Source organism: Paenibacillus sp. FSL W8-0426 (assembly GCF_037969725.1).
GTDB lineage: Bacteria > Bacillota > Bacilli > Paenibacillales > Paenibacillaceae > Paenibacillus > Paenibacillus hubeiensis.
Map to the genome: position 1 here is coordinate 2,498,242 of NZ_CP150203.1, position 22,488 is coordinate 2,520,729.

At 50.1% G+C, this 22,488-nt stretch carries 19 protein-coding genes; 18 read left to right on the forward strand and 1 reads right to left on the reverse strand.

The window, feature by feature from the left end; translation table 11 throughout:
• Nucleotides 1-4: 4 nt before the first annotated feature.
• The 18 genes from MKY59_RS11605 (at nt 5) to MKY59_RS11690 (ending at nt 21,566) form a co-directional block, all read left to right on the forward strand.
• Nucleotides 5-937 carry an AraC family transcriptional regulator gene (locus tag MKY59_RS11605; protein ID WP_339277684.1) on the forward strand — a complete coding sequence of 311 codons (933 nt, stop codon included), beginning with the start codon at nt 5-7 and terminating at the stop codon, nt 935-937.
• A 174-nt stretch (nt 938-1,111) separates the two neighbouring features.
• Complete coding sequence (locus MKY59_RS11610) at nt 1,112-2,092, forward strand: sugar ABC transporter permease (RefSeq protein ID WP_236417366.1); 981 nt, start codon at nt 1,112-1,114, stop codon at nt 2,090-2,092.
• Nucleotides 2,093-2,118: 26 nt separating this feature from the next.
• Nucleotides 2,119-2,988: a carbohydrate ABC transporter permease gene (locus MKY59_RS11615; protein ID WP_339277685.1), complete on the forward strand. Its 870-nt coding sequence runs from the start codon at nt 2,119-2,121 to the stop codon at nt 2,986-2,988.
• Between the two features lie 73 nt (nt 2,989-3,061).
• On the forward strand, nt 3,062-4,609 hold the full coding sequence (locus tag MKY59_RS11620) for an extracellular solute-binding protein (RefSeq protein WP_339277686.1): 1,548 nt from the start codon (nt 3,062-3,064) through the stop codon (nt 4,607-4,609).
• A 114-nt stretch (nt 4,610-4,723) separates the two neighbouring features.
• Nucleotides 4,724-6,157 carry a glycosyl hydrolase family 28 protein gene (locus MKY59_RS11625; RefSeq protein WP_339277687.1) on the forward strand — a complete coding sequence of 478 codons (1,434 nt, stop codon included), beginning with the start codon at nt 4,724-4,726 and terminating at the stop codon, nt 6,155-6,157.
• A 49-nt stretch (nt 6,158-6,206) separates the two neighbouring features.
• A complete protein-coding gene (locus MKY59_RS11630) occupies nt 6,207-7,868 on the forward strand; it encodes an RICIN domain-containing protein (protein WP_339277688.1) in 1,662 nt (553 codons plus the stop codon).
• A gap of 120 nt (nt 7,869-7,988) precedes the next feature.
• A complete protein-coding gene (locus MKY59_RS11635; RefSeq protein WP_339277690.1) occupies nt 7,989-10,691 on the forward strand; it encodes a putative Ig domain-containing protein in 2,703 nt (900 codons plus the stop codon).
• A gap of 115 nt (nt 10,692-10,806) precedes the next feature.
• Entirely contained in the window at nt 10,807-11,115 is a 309-nt protein-coding gene (locus MKY59_RS11640) for a hypothetical protein (RefSeq protein WP_236417374.1), read from the forward strand.
• Nucleotides 11,116-11,630: 515 nt separating this feature from the next.
• Nucleotides 11,631-13,559, forward strand: coding sequence for a BglG family transcription antiterminator (locus tag MKY59_RS11645; protein ID WP_339277691.1), 1,929 nt, complete (start codon nt 11,631-11,633; stop codon nt 13,557-13,559).
• Nucleotides 13,560-13,574: 15 nt separating this feature from the next.
• Complete coding sequence (locus MKY59_RS11650; protein WP_236417377.1) at nt 13,575-13,913, forward strand: PTS lactose/cellobiose transporter subunit IIA; 339 nt, start codon at nt 13,575-13,577, stop codon at nt 13,911-13,913.
• Nucleotide 13,914: 1 nt separating this feature from the next.
• Nucleotides 13,915-14,220 carry a PTS sugar transporter subunit IIB gene (locus MKY59_RS11655; protein WP_339277693.1) on the forward strand — a complete coding sequence of 102 codons (306 nt, stop codon included), beginning with the start codon at nt 13,915-13,917 and terminating at the stop codon, nt 14,218-14,220.
• Between the two features lie 3 nt (nt 14,221-14,223).
• Nucleotides 14,224-15,516 carry a PTS transporter subunit EIIC gene (locus MKY59_RS11660; protein WP_236417379.1) on the forward strand — a complete coding sequence of 431 codons (1,293 nt, stop codon included), beginning with the start codon at nt 14,224-14,226 and terminating at the stop codon, nt 15,514-15,516.
• A 132-nt stretch (nt 15,517-15,648) separates the two neighbouring features.
• Nucleotides 15,649-17,124, forward strand: coding sequence for a 6-phospho-beta-glucosidase (locus tag MKY59_RS11665; RefSeq protein WP_339277695.1), 1,476 nt, complete (start codon nt 15,649-15,651; stop codon nt 17,122-17,124).
• Nucleotides 17,125-17,215: 91 nt separating this feature from the next.
• Nucleotides 17,216-17,890: an SOS response-associated peptidase gene (locus MKY59_RS11670; protein ID WP_236417381.1), complete on the forward strand. Its 675-nt coding sequence runs from the start codon at nt 17,216-17,218 to the stop codon at nt 17,888-17,890.
• A gap of 471 nt (nt 17,891-18,361) precedes the next feature.
• Nucleotides 18,362-19,486, forward strand: a complete 1,125-nt coding sequence (locus MKY59_RS11675; RefSeq protein ID WP_339277696.1) for an NADH-dependent flavin oxidoreductase — start codon at nt 18,362-18,364, stop codon at nt 19,484-19,486.
• A 157-nt stretch (nt 19,487-19,643) separates the two neighbouring features.
• Entirely contained in the window at nt 19,644-20,411 is a 768-nt protein-coding gene (locus MKY59_RS11680) for a DeoR/GlpR family DNA-binding transcription regulator (RefSeq protein ID WP_236417383.1), read from the forward strand.
• Between the two features lie 45 nt (nt 20,412-20,456).
• Nucleotides 20,457-20,915, forward strand: coding sequence for an OsmC family protein (locus MKY59_RS11685; protein ID WP_236417384.1), 459 nt, complete (start codon nt 20,457-20,459; stop codon nt 20,913-20,915).
• A 60-nt stretch (nt 20,916-20,975) separates the two neighbouring features.
• Nucleotides 20,976-21,566 (forward strand): DUF2062 domain-containing protein, encoded by a 591-nt coding sequence (locus MKY59_RS11690; protein ID WP_339277698.1) that lies wholly within the window; start codon nt 20,976-20,978, stop codon nt 21,564-21,566.
• Here MKY59_RS11690 and MKY59_RS11695 read toward each other — a convergent pair.
• Nucleotides 21,544-22,473, reverse strand: a complete 930-nt coding sequence (locus MKY59_RS11695) for an AEC family transporter (protein WP_339277700.1) — start codon at nt 22,471-22,473, stop codon at nt 21,544-21,546. The two genes, MKY59_RS11690 and MKY59_RS11695, sit on opposite strands and share 23 nt — an antisense overlap.
• Nucleotides 22,474-22,488: the final 15 nt, after the last annotated feature.

The window sequence follows — 22,488 nt, forward strand, 5'->3', positions numbered from 1 at the left end:
TGATATGAAACGCATGTTTGAGGCTGTCATTTTCGGAGGTTCCAAGCTGTTTTGGGACTACCGGCTTACGAATACGACTCATTACAAAGGCTACTATCATTGGCACCAGTGCTGCGAAGTATTATACGTTCATGATGGAACGGGGCACGTCGTGGTCAACGGTAAAACATACCCGATCCGCCGCGGGATGCTGTTCTTTTTCCGGCCGTATCAGCTGCACCATGTATATGCCAGCGTGAATTCGGATAACCCCTACGTCCGAACCATTTTTCACTTTGACATGCAGCTGGTTAACGATATGCTGCAGTCCTTGCCTAAACGCAAAGCGCTGTTTACCTCTTTATGCAACGGCAACTCCATCGTTCAAGCGTTTGACCTGTTATCTTTCGAGTCCGTTGTCGAACGTAATTTGCAAGACTATCATCATTCAAGGCAGGAAGGCAGGGGGGAAGATACGGAAGAGATCGCTATGATGATTCTGCGGCTTCTGGACATTCTCATTCGTGATCATCATTCGGGGATGAGCGGACCGATCCCGGCGGAGGATCGCAAATCAAACGGCTACGCGCAAAAGGTAATGAGTTGGATCGATGAACACTATCAGGAATCCTTTCGTTTGGATGACCTTTCCGAAGTCATGCATTTATCCAAATTTTATTTGTCCAAACTTTTTCATGAACAAACAGGCAGCACCCTTAAGGAATATGTTACGGCCAAACGGATGAGGCATGCATGCCGATTGCTGGAGACTTCGGCAAAGTCGGTCGAATGGATCGGATCAGAGGTAGGCTTCGCAAACCCGTCATACTTTGTCCAAGTGTTCAAGCAAGAAGTGGGTACAACCCCGCTTAAATACCGAACAAGGTTCTTGCAGTTCGATGACGTACAAGAAGATGGCAAACCGGCGGGAGCGGGTTTTTCATACAACGAAAAGTGAGAAGCACCACAATAAATAAACATTTTGTTGCATTCTTTCACCATTATTGAAAACGGATAACAGATAAAATGAAAATATACATCGTTAGATGAGGGTGAAGACACCGCACTAATCAAGGGGAAGACCATACCGATCGGGGATTCGTCTCCTAGAATCGCTGGAAGGAAGTGCAGCATGTTGAATAATCCGAACATGATCCGAGGAAATGAAAACGGTACCAACGTTGTGCTGAAAAGGCCGAACAAATGGAGGGAGACTTTAAAAGAATATAAAAAAAGCAAACACTTGTTTATTATGCTTTTTCCCGCATTGATCTGGTTTGCGATTTTCCACTATGGCCCTCTGTACGGGATTCAACTGGCTTTTAAAGATTTCAGTCCCGTAAAAGGAATCTGGGGAAGTGAATGGGTGGGATTGGACCATTTCCGGTTTTTGTTTTTTCAGTCGCCAGACTTCGCGAGGATTTTTACAAATACGTTGTTGATCAGTCTTTACAACCTTATTTTCGGTTTTCCGGCTCCAATCATTTTGGCACTCCTGTTAAATGAGTTGCGTTCCAACCTGTTCAAGCGGTTCGCGCAGTCTATTTCCTATATTCCGCATTTTTTCTCTTGGGTCATTCTCTCGGGAATCATTATCGTCATGTTATCGCCGTCCGAGGGACCTGTGAATTTTATATTGCAGATGTTTGGCATGGAACCGATCTACTTCTTGGCAGACCCCAATTATTTCCGGCCGGCTCTGGTTGCAACGGGGATATGGAAAGAGATCGGCTGGGGGACGATTATTTATTTGGCAGCGCTCTCAGGAGTCGACCCTACTTTATACGAAGCAGCCGTCATTGATGGCGCAGGGAGGTGGAAAAGAATTTTTCACATTACGCTTCCGTCGATTCTGCCCGTTGTTTCCATCATGTTTATCTTATCGCTCGGCGGGATCCTTAATGCGGGGTTTGACCAGATTTTCAATTTATACAGTCCGGCTGTTTATGAGGTTGCCGACGTCATTGATACGTATGTCTACCGTGCCGGTATCGTACAAGGACAGTTTGGATTGACGACGGCGGTCGGATTATTCAAAAACGTCATAGGCATTGCGCTGGTGCTCGGCACAAACTATGCGATGAAGAAAATGGGGCAGGAAGGCGTCCTCTAACAAGGGAGAAAGGAGGTTTTTCGAATATGAGACTTACGATGGGAGAACGTATTTTTCAATGCATCCTGATCACGATCATATCGCTGCTGTGCCTGATCACGATTTATCCTTTTTTGCATATTGCTTCCTTATCCCTTAGCAGTCCAAGCGAAGCGAGCCGGTTCGGTTTTCATTTTTACCCTCGGGAGATTGATTTCTTCGCGTGGAGTCAAGTGTTAAGCCAAAGCAAAATTTGGACCGGATTCGGCAACTCGGTGTTTAGGACAGTCGTGGGAACGACGTTGTCGCTGATTGCCATGTCTATGTGCGCGTATCCTTTATCACGCAAATATTTGCCCCACCGCAGTTTCTATACCATGTTTATTCTGTTTACGATGTTCTTCGGAGGGGGGATCATTCCTACCTACTTATTGATGAAGTGGCTGCATTTGCTTGACAGCCGGTGGATCTACATTCTGCCTGGACTTATCCCCGTCTTCTCCATGCTTGTACTTCGTAATTTCTTTATGTCCATCCCAACGGAATTGGAAGAATCGGCGAAAATTGACGGTGCCCATGATATCAGTATTTTGTACCGGATAATCCTTCCTCTATCGAAGCCGGTGCTCGCTACTTTGGCGCTCTGGTCCGCTGTAGGACACTGGAATGCCTGGTTCGATGCCGTGCTCTACGTATCGGATCCGGAGAAACAAGTTTTGCAATTCTTTTTAAGAGAGATTGTTATAACCAATACGGACGCTGAAACTTTCGGACGGTCGGCGGTGGGGAACTTCCAATATACGTCCTCTATCAAAGCGGCTACCATCATGTTTGCTGCTCTTCCGATTTTGATCGTTTATCCGTTTCTGCAAAAGTATTTTGTGAAGGGAACGATGATTGGTTCATTAAAAGGATGACGGTGATGACCCGGGCAGGTGTCCGCCGCTCTTGTTTGTACAGCAAGTGGATGATATAGAGGAGGGTCTGAATATGAAAGTATGGATGAGATTCGGCATGGCGGCAGTATTGTCCGTTTCCTTGGCAGGGGCAGGCTGCAGCTCAAGCGGCGACGAAAGCAAGGATGCAGAAAATCAGGGGAAAGATGACCCCATTGTCATCATGACCAATGCTTCGACTTGGGATATACCTACGGAAGATGGGAACCCAACGCAAAAGTATCTGGAGGAGCGGTTTAACGTCAAATTCGTCAATATGAGAGGCAATGATGAGAACTTCAAAATCAAGGTCGCATCGGGCGAAATCCCGGATATATTCCCGCATAACATCAGTGAAGCGGATATGACGAATTGGGCCAGACAAGGTGTCATTGCAAGCATTTCTGTGGATGAAATCAAACAATATATGCCTACCTATGTCAAGGAAGTGGAAGAAATTGACCCGAATGCCTGGGATGTCGGAATGATCGATGGAAAAAATTACGGCGTTCCGCGCATCTGGCTAAACGGATCATACGGCTTTATCCCTACCTATAACGGCAAGTGGTTGAAAGCGATCGGTTATAATGAACCGCCAAAAACATTGGAAGAATTGGAAGATGTATTTACCAAATTTCGCAATAACGACCCGGATGGCAACGGCAAAATGGATACTTACGGTATGAGCGGACGCGGAAAGGACGTAAGGGCACAAATGTTCAACTCCATATACGCGGCATATGGCGTAAACCCGTACCAGTTTGTGTTGACGGATGAGGGGAAAGTGACTTGGGGCGGCATTACGGATGAGGCCAAGGAAGCTACAAAACTGCTGAGAAAATGGTATGCAGCAGGGCTCATCGATCCGGAGTTTATGACGGATAACGGGGAGCTGATCGGTCAAAAGTGGGGCAGTCATAAAATCGGATACATGGACAACATGATGTACCATCATCTCTTTGGCGCCCAAGAAAGCGATAAAACGAATGGAACTTTTCCGGTCTATGGCAAAGGTCTCATCGGTCCGGCCGGCGAATCACTCGTGATGTCCAATGGTGCTTTGCAGGTCCCGTTAATTTTCGGCAAACAAGTCGAGGAGGACGACGAAAAGCGTATTCGAATCCTTCAAATGCTTGAAGAATTGACCTCGGTCGATGAAGTGTATCTACGTACCGTCTTTGGTGAAGAAGGGGTATCTTATGACTTGGTCGATGGTGCCGTTGTTATGAAAGAACCGTATGCAAGTTCTGCCGATGACGCGCGTCTGATGGGGTACGGCGGTTATTACAATCCATTGGTGGAACGCGATGTAAGTATGTGGAAGTACCACTTCTCGAAAGAAAAAATGGAGTTCAGGGAAAAGGTTAACGAGGGAATGAAGACAATCTCGGATGTTCTCGGACCAACCTCCCTGGAGAGTAAGGGCATGTATTGGGCGACGCTGATCACTTTACAGGATGAGTTCTATACAAAGGCCATTATCGAAAATAATGATCTCGATGCCGCATTCCAGAACTTCAAAGATCAGTGGCTCAAGAGCGGTGGCCAACAAGTATTAGATGAAGCGATGAAAGTGTATGAAGCCCGTCAACAACACAAATAAACGACGAATAATACACCGTAGTCAGGGAACCGCATTTACCTTTTCTGAAGGCAGTTCAAATCTGGTGGAACCCTGTCTTTCGGTGTATTCGATTCTATGGGAGGAGAGGTTCGATTGTCGGCACATACCGTAAAAACATACCCTGCACCCGAGGGTGCAGTGGGCAATTCGGATTATTCCGTAAGGCTGCGGACGGCAGATGGCGAATGGCAGTCCTTATTCAGCTATAACGTTAAGGTGGATATGCATGATGTTCGTAATGCATCCATGGTTATGTTCGATTGTTCGGGCGAAGTTGAAATGGAGGTGCATTACCATGTTGGACGGGTCCGGAATGCCGTTGTTCGTCCGCTTTCCTACGGCATAAAGTGCGATATCAAAGAGCAAGTGATTACGTTTAAAATCGATCAGCCAAGGTTGTTGTCTTTAGAAGTGAACGGGGGAAAATTTAATAATCTCCATATATTTGCAAATCCGTTAAGCGATGACCCGGTCCCTGTAGAATCGGAAGGCGAAGAGACTATGGTGTTAAAGCCCGGGATGCATCAGGTTAGAGAGCTTAACAAAGCCTTGAAAAATATGTCCAGCCCCCGCATTATATTTGGCCCCGGAATACATCGTCTGGACGAATCCCGTCTGGAAATCCCTTCGCATACGACGGTTTGCGTTGCAGGCGGGGCAGTCATTTACGGCGGATTGATCTGCAATCATGTACAGGATGTAACCATTAAAGGCCGAGGGATATTATATATGTCCGACTTTGAAAAAACGACTTATTACAGAGGCGTCGAAGTTAAATACTCAAGCCGCATCCATATTGAAGGAATTACGGTGATTGATCCGCCTCACTATACGGTTCTCCTTGGTCAGTCGGACAACATCCGAATCCGAAACCTGAAGACCTTCAGTACGCGCGGCTGGTGTGACGGTATAGATATGATGGCATGCCAAAATGTCCTCATCGAAGGCGGGTTTTTACGTACATCGGATGATTGCATTGCGGTATATGCCTCCCGGGGAGAATTTCAGGGAAATACCCAGGATGTCACCGTGAAGGGTTCAACCTTATGGGCTGACGTTGCTCATCCGATCAATATCGGCACACACGGCAATTATGACAGTGAAGGCGATCATATAGAGAACCTTCATTTTGCGGATATCGATATTTTGGAGCATCATGAGCCGCAGCCGGACTATTGGGGATGCCTGGCCATCAATGCAGGCGACAACAACACGGTTCGGAACGTAACCTATGAAGATATCCGGATTGAGGATTTTGAACTGGGCGAATTGTTTAATCTTCGCGTGTTGAAAAACGAAAAATATAATCCGGCTCCGGGCAAACGAATTGAGAACATTCACTTTAAAAATATTCATTACAGCGGGACCTGCAACAATCCCTCGCATATCGAAGGCTACGATGAGAGCAGAACGGTAAGCTATATTACGTTCGAAAACGTGACGGTAAATGGCGAAAAATTTGCATTGAATCATGACTATGTCGTGCTCGGAAATCATGTGCATGGCGTGAAGCTAATCAACCATTAATTTTGAGAGAGAGGATTGAGGGGTTGTCATTAATCTAAGGAGATGATGCATGATGAGAAAATTTTGGTTCATGGTCTTGATTTTCAGCTTTATAGGAAGCATGTTTTGTTTCGGAATGAAAGATAACATCGCTGCTGCCGAACCGGATTTTGTGCATCCCGGACTTTTGCATACTGAGGAAGATTTGGTTCGTATCAAGCAAATGGTGGCGGCCGGGGAACAACCCTACTTGGACGGATGGAACCAGTTAGTGAACAGCCCGCTTTCTGCGGCAGGTTGGACTCCCCGGGCCACGGCCACGATCATTCGAGGCGGCACGGGCGATAATGTGAGTTTGCTCTACAATGATGCAGCCCGTGCTTACCAGAATGCACTGCGCTGGAAAATCACCGGAGACACGGCACACGGAGATACGGCACGGGACATTTTGAATGCATGGTCATCCACGCTTACAACGGTTACGGGCAATGCCGATCGCTATTTAGCTGCGGGTTTACAAGGATATCAACTGGCTAATGCGGCTGAGCTTATGCGAGATTACCCTGGATTTGATGTACAAGGAATGCAGGCTATGCTGCTTAACGTGTTCTATAAACCTCTTAACGAGCGTTTCCTGATCGGTAATGAATTTGGCCGGGACCACAACGACGCCTACATTCAAAACTACTGGGCAAACTGGGATTTGAGCAATATGGCAGCAACCATTGCCATCGGAGTGTTCTGTGATCGCCAAGATATCTATGAGATCGGGATAGAATATTTCAAGCATGGAGCTGGAAATGGCTCGATTTACAATGCGATCCCGTTTCTGCATCCGGATGGGCTCGCCCAATGGCAGGAGTCCGGACGTGATCAGGCACATACCCAGCTCGGCATCGGCTTAATGGCCACGATCAATGAAATGGCATGGAATCAGGGCGATGACTTATATGGATGGGCGGACAACCGCTTTATGAAAGCTGCCGAATATGTGGCAAAGTACAATAATGGAGATGATGATGTTCCCTTTGCATCCTATGAATGGGGTTCCGGAACCAATGGTGCCGTTCAAACCCACACGGTCATATCCGGTGCCGGACGCAATGAATTTCGCCCGATCTGGGAAATGATCTACAATCATTATGCGAATCGAAAAGGCATGAACGTTCCAAACATTGCGGCCCGCGCTGCTTTGATGAGAACGGAAGGTGGCCCAAACCCGCAGTATCCTTCGACATTCGATCACCTTGGATTCGGAACATTGCTATACACGCGTCCGGCAGGCAGCGGAGGATCGGCAGTGCTCCCCTCTGAAAATATTCCCGATGGCACTTACCGATTCACAGTACGACTTGATGGCAAATCGATGGAAGCCAGTGGCAATCTTGTGCGGAAGTCGACATATACGGGGGGGACGCATCAGCAATGGGCCGTAACCCACATCGACGGAGGCCAGTACAGCATCAAAAATGGTGAGAGCGGTCTTTATTTAGGGATAGCAAATGACTCCCTTGCTCGTGGCGCCCAATTTGAGTTATCCGCGAGTACGGGAGGAAATAGTCAGAAATTTGCGTTCATCCCCGTCGGTGACGGCTATTACCGGATTACGCCTATACACACGAACCTATCGGTCGACGTTCTGAACGCATCCTCTGAAGAATCAGTACCACTCATCCAGTGGCGATACTTGCTTGGAAAGCATCAGCAATGGAAGCTTGAATCTGTACATTGATTCATCCGATATATAGCAAGGGGATTTCTGCAAGTAGAGATCTCCTTTTTCGTGTAGCAATCACAGCAATGACTTTATAGTTTCAGGCATATTTTGGACGTTACTATGAGGAGGTTGGGGATGAAAAAGCAAAGAAATCGAATATGGAGAGCGCCAACGACGGCCATTGGCATGTTTCTGCTTTTGATTATGATTGCATCCTATCTGCCCATGGGGGGTGACACCGCTTTTGCGAATGAAATACCGGCCGGGACAGAGAAGGTAATCATTACAGAGGTCGTTTCCGATGAGGGATTTACGCATCCCGGCATAGGATTAACGAAGGGAATACTGGAAAATATGCGTGAGCAGGTCGTTGCCAAAAAGGATCCGTGGTATACCTACTACGTTTGGATGTCCCAATCCGGATATGCTTCCAAGGCATTTGCATCCAATATTTACGCAGGTTCCAATCCGGATGGCACGGATCGCCCTAAAACACGTGCTGTGAACAGTAAAGGAGCATTCGTCGCAGACGGTTTGAGAGCGTACACCCAAGCCATTATGTATTATATTACCGGGGACGAAGCCTATCGGGCCAATGCGATGCGAATCATACGTTTATGGGAGCAGATGGATCCCGATCAATATACCTATTTTACGGATTCCCATATTCATATGGGCATACCTCTCCACCGGATGGCTGCTGCAGCAGAGCTTTTGCGCTGCTCGGGTGCAGAGAATGAAGACCCGAAATGGGCGTGGACGGAAGAGGATACGGCCCGGTTCACTACGAATCTGATTATTCCAATGACGGAAACCTTTTTGCACTTTAATGACAAGTTCATGAATCAGCATCTTTACCCATTATTAGGTGCCATGTCCGGTTATATATTCACGGATAACTTCGACAGATATGAGGAGGGCGTGGAATGGTTTACCGTGAACAGAACCGCAATAGACCAGGGACAAAACGGTTCAATCAAGCAGCTGTTCCGATGGGTGACTGAGGATATTACGACAGGGGAAGCGGTAACCCCTCCAAGAGTCCAACACGTGGAAATGGGACGGGATCAGGCGCATGGCGCCGGCGATCTTACCAACGTGGAGATTCTGGGACGATTGTTGGAGGCTCAGCGAACAAAAGTTGATCCCGTTGAAGGGACGCTGTCGACGGCGCAAGACGCAGTCAGTGTTTACGAGTTTTTGGACCATCGTATATTGAAAGCGGCCGATTATTTCGCACAATTCATGATAGGCTATGATCCGCCTTGGACACCGGTCGCAGCCCATACGGATATCGAAGGGAATCCGACGATTATTTATAAAAATATATCGGGGGCATACCGAGGCCGCATTGGCGGCAACGTTTATGGTCAGTATTACTATTATAAGTATCAGCTGGGATTGGACATGGAGCAGGCTGCGCCCTACTATACCGACATGTTTAACAAACGTCATCCGTTCTGGTGGGAGTCGCCGGATGGAGGAGCCGATTATTGGATGTTTATTCCTAAAGAGGCCGAAGGCGAAGGAACCGCGACTCTTCCGAAGGTATCTCCTGATCCGAGCTTGAATGAAATCGAGCTGCGAACGACTTCGCTGGATCATTATTCAGAGCTTGGTCAAGAAGGCGACACTTCCTATCTAAGGATCACCGCAACAGAACATGGCAGCAGAGCTGCGGTCGTTGCTTCCGGCACGGGAGAAAAAACAGTCGGGATCAAAGTGCGGACCGACGGTACAGCGAAATTGGAGATCAATGGATGGACGGAAAACGCAGTGGTGCTGCCTGATACAAAAGGCCAGTGGAAATACGTGACGTTTACGATGGATGCATTTCAGGGTCTGGGTGATCTGATCTATATCAAAGTTACGGGTTCCGGAACCCAAGTAGATATTGACCATTTTCATTTGAAAGCAGCGGAACGACTAACACCGCCCGTTTTCGATACAGGGAACCCTGCATTGAATCTATATGCGTATACCGGATCCGAAGCTTCATTGCACTATGACTTTTCGGCCACTGATTCAGGACCGGGTGAAGTGTTGTCTTATCAGCTTGATCACAAGCCGGAAGGCGCGGTATTTGATGAGAGTACTGGAGCTTTTAGCTGGCAGCCTGATCAGGCCGGAACCTATTCCTTTGTTGTGAGCGCGACGGACGGAACTACGGTAACCGCTAAATCTGTAATCGTTACAGTAACTTACGACCGTCGATCTGCGATAGAAGCCGTCATTGCGCCATATGATCAGGAAAAGTCCTACATTTCATCGTCTTTGAGAGCGTATAGGACAGTGTATGAAGATGTAATGAATGCCTTAGATACTGCCTCGGATGAACAATTCTATCAAAAACTAGTGGAGCTGAACGCGGCAGTTGAAAGTCTGGAAGAATTAACCCCTCTCATGCAGGATGGCAGCATCAATTACGTCGATATGGTTGTTGCCTCTACCTTCGGAAACCAAATCATCAATCTGGTGGATGGTGCCTCCGACAGCTTTGCGGGATATTATTTGGCGGATAATCTGAGTTACACGATGGATTTCGGAAGTGAGTTCAACATCTCGCTGGATAAAATAGCTATGCAAGTCAGAGCGAGTTTTCCCGAAAGAATCGGCGGTGTGGCCGTGTTCGGCTCTAATGATATGACGACGTGGACCCGGTTAACGCCGGAACTTACCGTAGTCACAGAGGATATGCAAGAACTGGAAGTCGGCGAAGAGCATAAAAACGCATCGTTCCGCTTCTTGAAATTACACATGATCGATCCGTCAAGCACGATGTTTGAAATGGCCGAGCTCAGGCTGTTCGGAGAGCGGAAAGAGACGAATAACAACTGATTTTTGTCTCCATTCGTTCTGCCGATAGTGAGAATGGACGGGTGCGAGGAGTTCATCCAAGGGCATGGGGCCAGTATCCTGTATTTTACAAATGGATCAAAAGGAGCTGTGAGAGATGGGCAAGATCAGGGAGTTCAATGGTTTTCAATATCGAATAGACCAAGAATACTTGCATGTATTTTTTGAACCCACAGTTCATAAAAAAGGGTATATTAGTTCTTTCAGGTTGCTGCCTCGTCCTTTTACCAGTTTTGAAGAGTTTATAATAAATGGCAAAACATACGAATGTAATGACATTCAAACATTTGAGTGTTTTGATCCAGAGAATTCAGAGCATTTAGAACGTACAGGCATAGGCTTAAGCTGGCCCAATAGTGGATTGAAAAAATTTTATGAACTGGTAAATGTCATTGAAAATAGGTAAAAGAAAAGGCATTCTGCGATCGCAGAATGCCTTTTGGTAGTTAAAATACAGTGAAGGTGATGTCACAGTCGGGCATTACCCATGATATTGTTCCGTTAGTATCAACACACCATCCTGTTATTACTGGAGACTTAGTTCGGGATTTACTGATCAAAACATTTCCCCGTCATCCCAATCTTTCGACTGAGGATGACTGATCTTGGGAAGGAGGAAAATCTTGGGCTGAAACCGGGACAACTAAGGATACTGAAATCAGACATGATAAAAATAGAGACGACATTTGTGAAGTGGTTCTGCATACCTCATTCCTTGCGCGTCCTTTCTTGTTCTTTTTTTCACATTACATTCAGGAAGGGGGGGATTGTTATCGCTGCAGGAAAGGGGGTATGCTGTACTTTTTGCCGTTTCACATGGCAAATTACACACTTTTCTACGGGGAGCGCTTTCACCTATTATTACGTTAGAACCAGCTGGGGTGGCTTGACCGATACTAGTATCAAAATGAGGGATTTCAAATGAGGCAACACAAACTGATGATGCTGCTCCATGACAGCACGACGCCTGTGCACATGAACGAATTGATCGCGGCGCTCGGCGTGTCCGAACGGACCGTCCGCCAGTCGATTCGCCAGCTTGGCCAGGCAGGCGAGCGGCACGGCTACTGCATTCGCATGATTCGCAATCAGGGTTACGCGCTCGAGGTGACCGACCCTGAACGATTCCGATCATACATGGCAAACGAAACGGCAGAGGAACACCGCATCGATCTGAACGACAGGTCGGCGAGACAGCAGCAAGTGTTATTCTGTCTGCTGCAGAGCCAGGATTACGTCCCGATGGATCGGCTTGCCGACGAAATGGGCATCAGTCGATCAACGCTGCTCGCGGATTTGAAGGAAGTGGAGGAACGCTTGGCCGTCTTCCGATTAAACCTGACCCGCCGAGCGCACTACGGCATTCGGGTGGAGGGAAACGAAGAGAATTTCCGCAAAGCGTTTTCTCACTACGTACTGCAATCCGACCAGCCTGTCGAGCAGAGCAGGGAGTTTTACGACTTTAGCCGCAAGCTGGACAAGGATCGACTGAAAAACCATTTGCTGCACGTGCTGAAAACGAAAGCACTGAAAATATCCGATGTGTTTCTGAACAATCTGGTGACACATCTGCTGATTCTGTTATATCGCATATCCAAGCATAATCACATCGTGCCGGGACAGACGTCGCTTCCACAGCCGGAGGCTCTGTACCGTGACATTGCGGAGGAGCTTGCGGCGTGGATCGACGAGCATTTGAACATGAAGCTGCCCGAGGACGAAATCAACTATTTGGCGCTGCATATTTCGGGCAAAACGATCGTGGAGCATGTGTCCGAACAGTCGAAGCTGCAGCTGCGCAGAGGTATCCTCGAAATATTATCGCAGCTGGATCAGGAGTTTCTCACTGGTTTCAGCCGGGATGACGATCTGCAAAATGCGCTGCTGCTGCATATGTTCCCATTGCTGAACCGTCTCTATTACAATCTGCAGCTCAGCAATCCGCTGGTCGAGGACGTGTACAGCCAATATGCCAACGTATTTCTCATTTCGTTCCGATTTGCCGAGTTCATCGAGGCCAGGTACGGCTTTAAAATGTCGCGTGACGAAGCCGGTTATGTCGCCCTTCACTTCGCTACGCATTTGGAACGGATGAAGCAGTCGCGTTTGGAGCAGCTGAAACGAATCGTCGTCATATGCTCGTCCGGCGCGGGCAGCGCGCATTTGATCCGGCTCAGGCTGGAGGCACTGTTTCCAAAAGCGTCGGTGGTCACGGCCTCCGTCAACGAAATTGCGGATATCATGAAGCAGCCGGTGGATCTGATTTTAACGACGGTCCCGCTTGAACAGGAATTTCGGGATATGGCGGACAAACCGGTCATCCACATTAAAAATTGGCTGGACGATCAAGAAATTCAGCGCATTCGCGAAATGGTTTCCCTGCAGATGGCCACGGTGCAGACCTCGTATAAGCTGCTGGATTTCAAGGAGCTGTTCCGCAAGGAGCTGTTCCATGTAACGGAAGGCGGCGATTATATGCAATTGCTGCAAAACCGCTGTGAGGAGATCGTATCCAAAGGATATGCAGCGGACGATTTCCCCGAACAAGTGCTGACGCGGGAGAGCAAATTTACGACCATTTACAAAAACGGCGTCGCCGGTCCCCATCCGATGCGTATGGGTGCGATCAAGGATTGCATCAACGTCACCGTGCTCAAACGGCCGATCCTGTATGAGGGCAAGCCGGTTCAGCTTATTTTCCTGATCAACTTGCGGCCAGGGCAGCTCTTTTTGCACAAGGAAATCAGCAAACTGCTACTAATCTTCATGGAAAAAGAAGAAAGCCGCAGCCGCATTTTGCAGGCGGGCACGTACGAACAATTTATCAAAGAAATAGAGAGTCTTATATAGGAGTGGAGAGAACCCATGGATTACGAACAAACCGTCATGCAAATCATCGCCAATAGCGGCGAGGCAAGAAGCTACAGCCTGAAAGCGATTCGCGTTGCGAGAGAAGGCAAGCTGGAAGAAGCCGAGGCGCTCATTAAAGAGGCGAAAGGCAGCCTGACCAAAGCCCACAAAGTGCAGACAGGCTTGATTCAAGCCGAAGGACGCGGGGAACGCACCGAAATTACGCTGCTGATGATTCACGCCCAGGACCATTTGATGAATGCGCTGACGGTCCGCGAAGTGGCCGCCGAATTAATCGAAGAGATCAAAGCCCGCAAGGAGCTCGAACAATTGGTGAAAGGATTGGTGAAATAAAATGAAAAAGATTTTGCTTGCATGTGCCGGAGGATTCTCGACAAGTATGCTGGTGGAACGTATGAAGGAATCCGCGCGCGGACGCGGAATCGAAGTGGTCATCGATGCAGTGGCGGAGAGCGATATCGCCAGCCAGACGCCGTTTGACATCATTATGCTCGGACCACAGATGGGACACGCCGAAGATGAGTTGGCGGCAGCATATCCGGGTATTCCCGTAACGACGATCGACATGATGGATTATGGCATGATGAACGGCGACAAAGTGCTGGATACGGCCATCGAGATGATGAACAAGGAGGCTTAATGCATGGCTGGCGGTGCAGAATGGAGAACGCGAATACAGAAAGTGAGCACCAAGATTCAAAAGAATACCTATATTAGCGCCATTTCCAATGGTCTGATGGCCTTGATGCCGATTCTCATTCTGGGAGCGATCTTCTCCCTGATCAATGCGCTTCGCATCGAGCCTTACCAGAACTTTCTCGTCGAAACAGGACTGAAGGATTACACTTCGGTTCCGGCTTCGGTCACGACCGACCTGATTGCGCTGTATGCGGTGTTTTCCATTGCGTACAACTTTGCGACACAGCATAAACAGCAAGGGTTTTCCGCGGGGATTTTGGCCCTGATGAGCTTTCTGCTCGTCACGCCGAAAGGCCTGCTGGAAGATGGGGTAACCAAAGCGTTCGGATACTCGTGGTTGGGTGCCAAAGGTTTGTTTGTAGCCATCATCATTGCGTTGATCGTGGGTAAAATTTATACCTTTGTATTGGAGAAAAAGCTTTACATCAAGATGCCGAAGGGCGTGCCGCCAACGGTTGAGAAGTCGTTCGCCGCGCTGACGCCCGGTTTCCTGATTGCCATTTTGATGCTTGTTTTGACAGCGATCTTTGCGGCCACGAAATACGGCAACATGCATGAATTTGTCTTTTCGATCATTCAGGTTCCACTCACGAATCTTGGCGGTTCCTGGTGGGCGATGCTGGTCTGCGTGTTTGTCATTCACCTGTTATGGTTCTTCGGCGTTCACGGCACACTCGTCGTCTATTCGGTTGTGGGACCGATCTGGGTGGCCCTCGGTTTGGAAAACCTGGAAGCATACCAAAACGGCTTGGACGGGGTCAACATCGTAGGTTCGCCATTCTTCCCGGTTTACGTTCTCGTGGGCGGGGCCGGAGCGACGCTCGGTTTGATCATCGCGATGCTGTTTGCCAAGTCGGCACGTTATAAAACGCTCGGGCGTTTGGCTATCGTACCGAGTTTTATCGGTGTCAATGAGCCGGTGATCTTCGGCTTGCCGCTGGTCCTGAACGTGCGGCTGATGATTCCGTTCATCCTGACCCCGCTGATCACGAGCGGATTGGCCATTCTACTGACGGCCATCGGTGTGCTGCCGGTACTGAACGGGGTGCAGGTGCCGCTGGGCATACCGATCCTGTTCAATGGCTGGATGACGGGCGGCTGGCGGGTCAGCGTGTTCCAAGTGGTGCTGATCGCAATCAGCTTTGCGATGTACTACCCGTTCTTCAAAAAGGCCGATGCCGAGGCATTGCAGCAAGAGCAAGCCGCAGCCGAGGCAGCGGAAGCATCCAAAGCCTAATCGATGGAACGGTTGGCACATGCCTCAAGGCCGTAGGTCAACGTTTTACGAATACGAAACGAAAGGAGCCGGAATGCCGGAGCCCTGGGGGCTCATGGGTTTCGGCTTCTTTAGCAGAGAGGGGAACATCAGATGAAAACCGTTTTTCCAGAGCATTTTTTGTGGGGAGGGGCCGCTGCGGCCAACCAGGTGGAAGGAGCCTATCGTGAAGGAGGCAAGGGGTTGTCGACGGCAGATGTCGTGAAATACTGCTCGCCCGAAGAGCGGGGCACGTTGGACGAGCTGTTATCCATGACCCGCGGACAATTGGAGGCGGCGATCCAGGATGAGCAAGGCAATTATCCGAAGCGCCGGGGAATCGATTTTTACCATCGTTACAAGGAGGATATCGCCCTGTTCGCCGAGATGGGCTTCAAGATGTTCCGGTTGTCCATTTCCTGGCCGCGCATTTTTCCGCAGGGCGACGAGCTTGAGCCGAACGAGGCAGGCTTGCGTTTCTATGACGACGTGTTCGACGAGCTCTTGAAGCATGGCATCGAACCGCTGGTTACCATTTCGCATTATGAAATGCCCGTGCATCTGGTGCAGAAGTATAACGGCTGGGAGTCGCGCGAACTGATCGAATTTTTCGTCCGTTATGCCGAAACGCTGTTCGAACGTTACAAAAACAAAGTGCGGTACTGGCTTACCTTTAACGAGATCAACTGTACGCTGAAAGCGCCGTTCCTCGGAGCGGGCATCATTACGGAAGGGCGGGAGCATCCGCGGCAGATCGCTTTTCAGGGGCTGCACCATCAGTTCGTGGCGAGTGCGCTTGCGGTGAAGCGCGGCAAGGAGATCCAGCCGCAAGCCCGGATCGGCTGCATGCTGGCGAGAAAACTGCTGTACCCGTATACCTGTCACCCGGAAGACGTGTTGAAGGCGCAAACCGAGAATCAAATGGCGCAGTTTTGCACGGACGTGCAGGTACGCGGTTCATATCCTTCTTTTATTCGCCGCGTCTGGGATGAGGAACGCATTCAGGTGCGGATGGAGCCGGGCGACGAGGACGTGCTTCGCAATCATACCGTTGATTTCCTTTCGTTCAGCTACTATATGTCGATGACAACCAGCGCAGATCCGGCGGTGACGGGAACGGCGCAAGGCAATCTCTCATCAGGATTGAAAAATCCGTACTTGCCGGCATCCGATTGGGGATGGCAAATCGATCCGATCGGGCTGCGCGTGGTGCTGAGGGAGATGTACGACCGGTACCAGGTGCCGCTGTTCGTGGTGGAAAACGGACTCGGTGCGCTCGACCATGTGGAAGCGGACGGCAGCATCAACGACGATTACCGTATCCATTATCTTGCAGAACATATCCGGCAAATGGGGGAGGCCATTCGCGACGGCGTGGAACTGATGGGTTATACAAGCTGGGGCTGCATCGATCTGGTGTCGGCATCGACCTCCGAAATGAGCAAACGTTACGGGTTCATTCACGTCGATCAGGACAACGAGGGGAACGGCACGCTCAAGCGTACGCGGAAAAAGAGCTTTTACTGGTATAAGGACGTCATTGCGTCCAATGGCGGCCAGCTTGATCCCGGTTCCATCACGGAAGGTTGACTTAAGAACGGATTTGCAGCATTTCATGCATAATTTCCCTTAAATTACAAACAATACATGAAACACCAAGCAGGGAAAGGATGCGATTTTCATGTGCAACCGCTTTTCGTTAGCCGCCGATCTGGATGAGGTCAGGGATCACTTCAAAATCGAGCGGGTAATGTATTATTACAAAAACCGGTACAACATCAGCCCGACTCAACATACGCCGATTATTTTGCATCAGGATGGTGAACGCGTACTGGATGAATTCCGGTGGGGTTTCATTCCGTTCTGGGGACGCGACGCCGTAAACGCCAATCTGATGACGGTGCACGAGAACCCTTCCTACGAGAAAATGGTCGAAACCAAACGCTGCGTCATACCGTGCAACGGTCTGTACTACTGGCGGAAGGAAGGCCGAAAGAGCTATGCCGTCCGTGTCGTCATGCCCGATCGTGGACTGTTCGGCATCGCAGGTCTGTACGAAGTGTGGAAAGATACCCGTAAACAGCCGCTTCGCACGTGCACCATGATCATGACGGGCGCCAACCTGATTACGCGCGAATTCGGCAATAAAATGCCGGCCATCCTGTCCGATGAGGAAATCGACGCTTGGCTGGATCCGGCCAATACACGCGTAACGCAGCTGCTGCCGCTGCTCAAATCCTACAATCGCACAGAGATGAAGATGTATCCGGTGACGCCGATGGTAGCCAATGATGATCATGACAGCTACGAGTGCGTGGAGGAGATGGAACTGAAGCTGGCTTATGTACGCCACTGACGGGTGCGAGTTAAAGAGCACATAGCGCGCGTATGCCGCACCTTCGGTCTCGCTGTCGGTCAGCGATGGCCAGTTACATCACTATAACATCACTTATAAGGCGGAGTGCCTGGTGCCTCCGTCCTTTTGGCATGATTTCAAACGAAAACTTGAATTGTGTTTGAATAGTAACTATAATAATTACAGTATTTGAAATGCATATTCGTATATCTATAAAAAAAGATATATATAAACCGCAAAAACATACACACGTAAACTTAGAGGCAGAACCAATCTGGAGAAGCGAAGCGTTCGCCTAAAGGCTTTCTGAAAGAAAGCTGCATCGGAAGCATAGGCTTATCACCGGATTTTCTCCTTAAAGAAGGGGAATCAAAAAATCATGGGGATAACGGCGATCGAAAGATGGTACTGCACTCGCAGTGGCTTTGTGTGATTGATTAGTGCGGTTTATATAAGAGGAGGAAACCATTCATGAATCCCAAATACGCTCCCTTATTCGAATCTGTGGCGCTGCCGAACGGCATTACGCTGAAAAACCGCATCGTGTTAGCTCCGATGACGCATATGTCCTCCAATCCGGACGGCACCGTATCGAATGCGGAACTGGAATACTACGCACGCCGCACAGGAGGCGCAGGCATGTCCGTTACGGCGGTTACATACGTTACGCCGAACGGCATTGGTTTTCCGGCACAGTTTGCCGCGTATGACGATCGTTTCATTCCAAGCCTCACCCGCCTTGCCGAGACGATCAAACAGCAAGGTTCCAAAGCAGTGCTGCAAATTTTCCATGCCGGCCGCTTGACGCCCGAGCAGGCCGTTCCCGCGGGTCAGGTCGTGGCACCGAGCGCGGTAGCAAGCGAACGCCCGGGATCTCCGCTGCCAAGAGAATTGAGCGATGAAGAGATTAACGGCATCATCAAGGACTTCGGTGAAGCGACTCGCCGTGCCATCGCAGCCGGTTTTGACGGCGTTGAAATTCATGGCGCGAATGGATATCTTATCCAGCAATTTGTTTCCCCGCATTCCAATCGCCGCGAAGACCGCTGGGGCGGAAGCATCGAGAAACGTCTGACCTTCCCTCTGGCCGTGATCGACGAAGTACAGAAGGCTGTGGCCGATCATGCCAAATCGCCATTCATCGTTGGCTATCGATTCTCGCCGGAAGAACCTGAAACGCCAGGGCTGACCATGACGGAAACCTATGCTCTGGTAGATGCACTCAAGGAGAAAAACCTGGATTACCTTCACGTTTCACTGAACGAATTCTGGTCCAAACCAAGACGCGGCGAAGCTGATACTCGTTCCCGCATCGAATTCATCCTGGATCGCGTTGGCGGCAAATTGCCGGTCATCGGGGTAGGTTCCATTCATACGGCGGACGAGGCGGCAGAAGCGCTGCAAACCGGCTTGCCGCTGCTTGCTCTCGGCCGCGAACTGATCATTGAGCCGGACTGGGTAGAAAAAATCGAAAGCGGTCGCGAAGAGGATATCGAGACGGTGCTGACCAAATCGGACCAGGAGCGGCTTGTCATCCCAGATGGCTTGTGGCAGGCGATCATCAATACACCAGGATGGTTCCCGGTAGCTGAATAAGCGCTCCCTTCGAGAGGTATATGGAGGGAATTATTGTAACTGAAGGGGGCAATGTCCCCCTTTTTTTGTACTTCCTGAAATTTTCCGTAGGCAAGTGCTGTGGTATGATAGGGTGAACAGGCTTGGCCATGGAAATTATCGATGTGGAGTGAAGAACATGCTCGTTGCAGAACGTTATGAAAAAATTGTGGAATGGGTGGATGCGCAAGGCAGCATGCGCGTAACCGAGCTAAGCGAGCGCTGCGGCGTAACGGAAGAAACGATCCGCCGCGATCTGGACAAACTGGAGCAGGCCGGTCGGTTGCGGCGATCCCACGGCGGTGCGGTCAGCATCAAATACAAGGAAGATTCGCAGCAGGAAATTCCGTACCCGGAGCGGGCGGTTACACACGCGGACGAGAAGCGGAGAATCGCGAACGAAGCCGTGAAAATGGTACAACCAGGGGACCGCATTGCACTGGATGCCAGCACAACGGCATGGTATATGGCTGCGGGACTGCCCAACATTCAGCTTACGGTGCTGACCAACTCGATCAAGGTTGCTGCCGAGCTAAGCAGCAAGGAACAGATCCGAGTCATTTCGACCGGTGGGCAGTTGGCCTCCAAATCGCTGTCCTTCGTCGGGCCTCTGGCCGAACGCTCTTTGGATGCCTACCATGTGGACAAGCTGTTCCTTTCTTGCAAAGGCGTGCACTTAACCAAAGGGATCAGCGAATCGAACGAGCTGCAGGCGCTCGTCAAACAGAAGATGATCAGCATTGCGGACGAAGTGATTTTGCTTGCGGATTCCAGCAAATTCAATATCCAGGCATTTACGCGAGTGACAAAGCTCAGCAGCGTGGCCACCATCGTGACGGATCAAGGCATTGACAGCCAGATCGTCGAGAGCCTGGCCGAACAATCCATCGAATGCATACGCGTATAGTCGGGTAACACTCCGATGCAGCAAACACAGGAAGGAATGAATATAATGAAGCATCCTTTTCACTTGAAAGCGGTATGGAACGGAGGCCGCAACAGCGAGGGGCACATCGACGCGGGCGGGCTGAAAAGCGTTATTTCGATTCCGCAGGAAATGGGCGGTCCGGGTACGGGCACCAACCCGGACGAAATGCTGCTTGGCGCCGCATCCACTTGTTATTTGATTACGCTGGCTGCCATGCTGGAGCGAGCAGGCATTACACCTGCAGAGCTGACGCTGGAATCGGAAGCGACGGTGGACGTGACCAACAACATTTTCACGTATGAGCGGATCGTTCACAAACCTCATGTCGTACTGCAGGCCGATACAGCACAGGAGCAGCTTGAGAAGGCAGAACGGCTCGCGCACAAGGCCGAGGCATCCTGCATGATTTCCAGAGCGGTCGCAGGCAATGTAACGATCGAGACGCAGCCTGTCATCACTACGGCAGAAGCGGGAGCGGTGTGATATACTGAGAAGAAGACGACGGGATTTGTCGTTATTTGTCGAACTAAGGGGAAGCACGGCATGAACACACAAAAACGGAAATCGACCCGGTTGGCCCGCCTCGGGCGTGCGCTCAAGCTCAATTTCGTGAAGCTTTTGCGTGCACCGGGAGGCGCCCATAAGGTGTCCATCGGATTTGCTCTTGGTTTTGGCCTGGAGCTGATTGTCATATCGACGGCATCCCTGATCTACCTTGCATTTTATCCGATCGTACGGTTGTCCGGCGGTTCGTTGCCGGCAGCTATCGTTGGCAACGTGATCGGCAAACTTACGTTTTTGCCCATTTTGCTTATGCCTTTGGCGAAACAGATTGGGTCATGGATTTTGCCTGCCCATGGCATGGGACAGGGAGCTTTGCATGAAAATGCTTTTATGGAGCTGTTCCGCGGCAATTGGTTTGCATTGAAGGAACTGTTGCTTGGGGGGTTGGACATTTTGGCAGGCATGTCCGTCTTCGGGGTGTTATTGGGATTTGTTTCTTACTTCGTGGTGAAGATATTGTATGTACGGGCGCTCAGACGGCGCCATGAACGCAGGCTGGAGAAGCGGCGCCAGGCGGCGGCTTCCCACTCGCCCGCATCATTGCTGATCAGGAAACAGCCACAATCATAAAGGGCAGGATGGCCATCGAAGCAATGGTTGTCCACAAAATGCAGCGGGAAACGAACTGCGGGGACGCATTGAATTGCTCAGCCAAAATGACGGCATTGACTGCCGTCGGCATGGAGGACAGGATGAGCAGCACGCTGAACAGCGTCCCTTCCACTTGGAGTGCTTTCAAGATCGCGTAGGACAACAGCGGCGCCGCAGCCAGGCGCATGGCAATACCCGTCCAGAAGGCACGGCGCACGTTGGCGGGCCAAGGTTCTGACGTACCGCGCGGGCGCAGCATTTGGGCACCCAGAATGGCTAGTACGACGGGTGCATAACCTGTAGCGATCATGCTAACGCCGCCGTCGACGGCTTCGGGCAGATGCAGATCAAACGTCCTCAGGATGACGGCGATGACCGCCGCATAGATGGATGGCATGCGAAAGACGGACAATGCGGCTTGTTTGACCGAAAATTCCGATCTTGCGGCAAAAAAGATGCCCAGCGTATTCACGATGATGATCTGTCCGATGACGTATACGGAGGCTTTGTCCAGCCCCAGTTGTCCGAAAGCAAGCAGCACCAAAGGCAGCCCGTAGTTTACGCAGTTGGTAAACGTGGATACGAGCGTGAGTCCTGCTTTTTCGCTGGCTTCCAGCCGGAACATGCGGCTCAGCAGGGCGGCGAGCAGCCACAGGGCAAGCAGGTTGAGAATCGAGAACCAGAGGGTTCCCCACACGTCGGTCCACGTAATTTCGGCATGTAGCAGTGTATCAAAGATGAGCGCCGGGCTCAAAATATACAGGGAAAAAGCGGACAGGGGACGCGTATCCCAATTTTTGAATTTTTTCAGCAGCATGCCTCCGATGACCGGAAGCGAAATGGGCAAAAATACGTGGTACAGTGTCAATAAAAATGAGTGCAACAAATCCGTTTCAATCCC